This is a genomic window from Xenorhabdus sp. KJ12.1, from assembly GCF_963876495.1.
Classification (GTDB): Bacteria; Pseudomonadota; Gammaproteobacteria; order Enterobacterales; family Enterobacteriaceae; genus Xenorhabdus; species Xenorhabdus stockiae.
Map to the genome: position 1 here is coordinate 1 of NZ_CAWNQH010000114.1, position 4,581 is coordinate 4,581.

At 41.2% G+C, this 4,581-nt stretch carries 4 protein-coding genes, 5 tRNA genes and 2 rRNA genes; 10 read left to right on the forward strand and 1 reads right to left on the reverse strand.

Features of this window, described 5'->3' with window-relative positions; genetic code table 11:
- The 5 genes from rrf (AACS92_RS18880) to birA form a co-directional block, all read left to right on the forward strand.
- Positions 1–111: ribosomal RNA gene (gene rrf / locus AACS92_RS18880) — 5S ribosomal RNA — on the forward strand; the annotation flags it as partial.
- Positions 112–161: 50 nt separating this feature from the next.
- Positions 162–237: transfer RNA gene (locus AACS92_RS18885), tRNA-Thr, on the forward strand.
- A 34-nt stretch (positions 238–271) separates the two neighbouring features.
- Positions 272–387: ribosomal RNA gene (rrf, locus tag AACS92_RS18890) — 5S ribosomal RNA — on the forward strand.
- A 135-nt stretch (positions 388–522) separates the two neighbouring features.
- Positions 523–1,563, forward strand: a complete 1,041-nt coding sequence (gene murB, locus AACS92_RS18895) for a UDP-N-acetylmuramate dehydrogenase (protein WP_099111955.1) — start codon at positions 523–525, stop codon at positions 1,561–1,563.
- Positions 1,560–2,519, forward strand: coding sequence for a bifunctional biotin--[acetyl-CoA-carboxylase] ligase/biotin operon repressor BirA (gene birA, locus AACS92_RS18900; protein WP_099111956.1), 960 nt, complete (start codon positions 1,560–1,562; stop codon positions 2,517–2,519). Before murB ends, birA begins: the two co-directional genes overlap by 4 nt.
- Positions 2,520–2,554: 35 nt before the next feature.
- On the opposite strand, the gene coaA is transcribed toward birA, so the two are convergent.
- Positions 2,555–3,505 (reverse strand): type I pantothenate kinase, encoded by a 951-nt coding sequence (gene coaA / locus AACS92_RS18905; RefSeq protein WP_099111957.1) that lies wholly within the window; start codon positions 3,503–3,505, stop codon positions 2,555–2,557.
- A 407-nt stretch (positions 3,506–3,912) separates the two neighbouring features.
- Between coaA and AACS92_RS18910 the strand changes: the two genes are divergently transcribed.
- The 5 genes from AACS92_RS18910 to AACS92_RS18930 all read left to right on the forward strand — a co-directional run.
- Positions 3,913–3,988, forward strand: a tRNA-Thr gene (locus tag AACS92_RS18910).
- A 15-nt stretch (positions 3,989–4,003) separates the two neighbouring features.
- Positions 4,004–4,088, forward strand: a tRNA-Tyr gene (locus AACS92_RS18915).
- A 99-nt stretch (positions 4,089–4,187) separates the two neighbouring features.
- A tRNA-Gly gene (locus tag AACS92_RS18920) sits at positions 4,188–4,262 on the forward strand.
- Between the two features lie 6 nt (positions 4,263–4,268).
- Positions 4,269–4,344: transfer RNA gene (locus tag AACS92_RS18925), tRNA-Thr, on the forward strand.
- 111 nt (positions 4,345–4,455) lie between these two features.
- Positions 4,456–4,581 (forward strand): GTP-binding protein (locus AACS92_RS18930; RefSeq protein ID WP_230333040.1); only part of this gene is annotated, 126 nt, incomplete at its 3' end.

Genomic DNA, 4,581 nt, shown 5'->3' on the forward strand with positions numbered 1-4,581 from the left:
CGGCAATAGCGCGGTGGTCCCACCTGACCCCATGCCGAACTCAGCAGTGAAACGCCGTAGCGCCGATGGTAGTGTGGGGTCTCCCCATGTGAGAGTAGGGAACTGCCAGACAGCAATTTATCAGTGTTGCCAAAATGGCAACACTTTTTATTTCAGCATTTGCTGATATGGCTCAGTTGGTAGAGCACACCCTTGGTAAGGGTGAGGTCCCCAGTTCGAATCTGGGTATCAGCACCATGAATAATATGTTCGGCAAATAAAACAGAATTTGCTTGGCGGCAATAGCGCGGTGGTCCCACCTGATCCCATGCCGAACTCAGTAGTGAAACACCGTAGCGCCGATGGTAGTGTGGGGTCTCCCCATGTGAGAGTAGGGAACTGCCAAGCTTTATATACAGTCAAAAAGCCACTCAAATGAGTGGCTTTTTGCATTTCTATCCTCATGATAGGTATTTACTGACTTATCTTTCAAATGCAGAGTCTGCTAGACTACAGTCAAATTACTTATTGAGCCTGAATTGAATGCCTGTCTGTAAATCAACCCAACTCAAAACATTTAACACATTTGGTATATCTGCAAATGCCAATCGTATTAGCGTAGCTGCCTCTGTTGGATCACTTCTGGCTTTGTGGCAAGAGGCTGTAGAAAATAATCAGCCTATCCTATTACTGGGTGGAGGGAGCAATGTTCTCTTCACTGAAGATTTCAAAGGCACTGTGATTCTGAATCGTATTACTGGTGTTGATATACAAGAATCAAATACCGCATGGAATATTCATGTTGGTGCGGGTGAAAATTGGCATGAGCTGATTCTTTATTTACTTAAACACAAGATCTATGGTTTGGAGAATTTAGCCCTTATTCCCGGAAATGTGGGTTCTGCACCTATCCAAAATATCGGGGCTTACGGAATTGAGTTTAAACAGGTCTGTGAGTACGTTGATTTAATTGAGCTGAAAACAGGAAAGCAGATTCGCCTGATGGAAAACGAATGTGGATTTGCTTACAGAGATAGTGTTTTCAAACATGAATATAGTAATGATTATGCAATTACAGCGGTTGGTTTAAGGCTGAATAAAGTATGGAAGCCAATACTAACTTATGGTGGTTTAACAAAATTTTCGCATAATGATGTAACACCGGAGCAAATTTTTCATACAGTGTGTGAAATGCGTCAGAGTAAATTACCAGATCCTGCGATCACAGGAAATGCGGGAAGCTTCTTTAAGAATCCAATCATATCAACAGAATTGGCAGAGAAAATTAGATCTGAGTATCCTGAGTGTCCCCAGTATCATCATAATGCATATAGTGTAAAGATAGCGGCAGGTTGGTTGATAGATAAGTGTCACCTAAAAGGGTATCACATTGGTCATGCGGCAGTTCACCAGAAACAAGCATTAGTATTAATCAATCAAGGTAATGCTACAGGACGTGATGTTATTGCTTTGGCTGCTTATGTTCGCAAGCGGGTAGCTGAAAAGTTCAATATTTATTTAGAACCGGAAGTCCGTTTCATTGGTAATGTAGGTGAAATAGATGCGGTGGAATGTATTTCATGAAAGACGTTAGTACTCCATTAAAGTTAATTAAAATTTTATCAGATGGTGAAATTCATTCGGGGCAGCAATTGGGCCAGAAGCTAGGGATGAGTCGGGCAGGAATAAATAAACATATTCAGGTTATTCGTGAATGGGGTGTGGAAATACTGACGATCCCGGGTAAGGGTTACCGTTTTCCTGCCCCAATGAATCTCCTTAGCAAAGATATAATTGAAAATTATCTGCCTGAAAGTCGAATTGAAGTTATTCCAGTTATTGATTCTACTAATCAATACTTGTTAGATAAATTAACAGAACTTACTTCAGGTGATACCTGCGTTGCAGAATATCAATATGCAGGAAGAGGTCGCCGTGGAAGGCAATGGGTTTCTGCTTTCGGCCGTAATTTATATTTATCTATGTTCTGGCGATTAGAGCAAGGTCCTGCTGCCGCAATTGGATTGAGTCTGGTTGTGGGTATCGTAATCGCAGAAGTTCTGAATCGTCAGGGAGCTGAAAAGGTAAAAGTTAAATGGCCTAATGATCTATATTTGGATGACAAAAAGCTAGCAGGTATATTAGTTGAGCTAATGGGAAGGACTGGAGATGCGGCTCAGATTGTCATTGGTATTGGCATGAACATCTCGATGAGTAGTGAGCAGCAAAAGATAATAAATCAACAATGGTCTAATTTACAGCAGGCCGGAGTGACTGCTGAAAGAAATAAACTCGTTACTGAGATTGTTACTGAACTGAAGAAGGCGTTAGTTCAGTTTGAAAATGAAGGATTGCAATCTTTTGTTCCTAGATGGTTTAAATTAGATAATTTTATGAATCGTCCTGTGAAATTAATAATTGGTGAACAAGAAATTTATGGCATAGCTCGTGGCATTGATCAACAAGGAGCTTTGTTGCTTGATATTGACGGGATAGTCACACCCTATATTGGTGGTGAAATCTCCCTGAGAGGCTGTTAATGAAAAGGCCGGAAGTATTTTCCGGCTTTTTGGCATTATTTTCTTAACCTAACGTTTTCAATCGCATGGTTTTTGCCTTTAGTCAGAATTAAGCTGGCACGCTCTCTGGTAGGCAGGATATTTTGTTGTAGATTTAGTCCATTAATTTCTCGCCAAATATCAGATGCTACCTTTACAGCTTCTTCCGTTGTTAACTTAGAATAATTGTGGAAATAAGACTCAGGATCAGAAAAAGCACCTTGCCGGAATTTAAGAAAACGGCTGACGTACCATTGTTCAAGTAATTGTTCTGACGCATCAACATAAATAGAAAAATCAACAAAGTCAGAAACAAAAACATGATGTGGTTCATGGGGATAATCCATACCACTTTGCAGCACATTTAAACCTTCCAGTATCAGGATATCTGGCCGTTCGATGATCAGCTGTTCATCAGGCACAATATCATAGCTGAGATGAGAATATACTGGAGCGGCAACCTTTTCAGCTCCTGATTTAATATCGGAGACGAATTTAACCAGACTGCGCATATCGTAGGATTCAGGGAATCCTTTCTTTTTCATTAGGCCGCGTTCATTCAGGATATTGTTAGAATGTAAGAAGCCATCAGTTGTTACCAGCTTTACACGACGATGTTCAGGCCATCGGCTGAGTAATGCCTGCAATAAACGTGCTGTTGTACTTTTGCCAACGGCGACGCTGCCTGCAATACCAATTACATAAGGTATTTTTTGCCCACCGGTTCCTAAAAATTGTTCAAGAACAGCCTGTCGTCGAAGGTTGGAGCTAATATAAAAATTAAGTAGACGTGATAATGGTAGGTAGATCTCAACCACTTCGTCTATTGAGATATCTTCATTAATTCCTTTTAAGGCAGAAAACTCTTCTGCTGTTAATGTTAGAGGCACCGAGTCACGCAAGGTTGCCCAATGTTCACGATCAAATTGTAAATATGGAGTCGTTAAAAAAGGTTCTTTCTCATTCATAAGCCAACATCTGCCTGTCTATGCAGGTTGGACGGGTACTCTTGCACACCCGTATCCGACAAAAAATAAATCTCATCATATCGGCTGAGCTATCATAGGCGTAGAATTTTTTATCATTTTAGTAATTTTTTTGATGGAAAATACAAAATTGCGAAAAAATGAGCGGTCTTGGAGCTACTTTTAATTTAAAAAAATCGGCATTGGTATGGTTACTCACTCCTGAAAATAGACTGCTTACCTGAGTCTTGATACTTTAATTATATAATTATTGGCTGTTATTTATACTTTATCTAATTAAAAAATCATCAGAAAAGCCTTGCCTGAATGGAATGTGAGCAAAAGAACAAAAAAAATAAATTTTTTGTTGCATCAGAGACGAATACTACCTAGAATGCGCAGCACTTGATGCCGGCATAGCTCAGATGGTAGAGCAACTGACTTGTAATCAGTAGGTCCCGAGTTCGATTCTTGGTGCCGGCACCATTAAAAATTTGGAAAGGTGGGGTTCCCGAGCGGCCAAAGGGAGCAGACTGTAAATCTGCCGTCACAGACTTCGAAGGTTCGAATCCTTCCCCCACCACCATGAACCAGTTTTCATCTTGAGTGTTCTGCTCGAGTTAATACTCCAGACAAAATACTTGAGATACAATACAGCTGATTAAAGTCAGGTAGCCGAGTTCACGCGGGCATCGTATAATGGCTATTACCTCAGCCTTCCAAGCTGATGATGCGGGTTCGATTCCCGCTGCCCGCTCCAAGATGTGCTGATATAGCTCAGTTGGTAGAGCACACCCTTGGTAAGGGTGAGGTCGGCAGTTCGAATCTGCCTATCAGCACCACTTCCCTAGTTCTTGCCTCCTGGTTTTCTTCCTGTTGATATCTAAAAACAAGCAAAATTGCTTGGTTGATGTGGTGAAACCACCGATTCCGTGTCTTAGAGGGACAACCTAATGTCTAAAGAAAAGTTTGAGCGTTCAAAACCGCACGTTAACGTTGGTACTATCGGCCACGTTGACCACGGTAAAACTACCCTGACTGCTGCAATCACCACCGTTCTGGCAAAAACCTACGGCGGT

Excerpts from the sequence above, each read along its gene's own strand:
- murB (WP_099111955.1), top strand. The coding sequence starts at position 523 with ATGCCTGTCTGTAAATCAACCCAACTCAAAACATTTAACACATTTGGT.
- birA (WP_099111956.1), top strand. The coding sequence starts at position 1,560 with ATGAAAGACGTTAGTACTCCATTAAAGTTAATTAAAATTTTATCAGAT.
- coaA (WP_099111957.1), bottom strand. The coding sequence starts at position 3,505 with ATGAATGAGAAAGAACCTTTTTTAACGACTCCATATTTACAATTTGAT.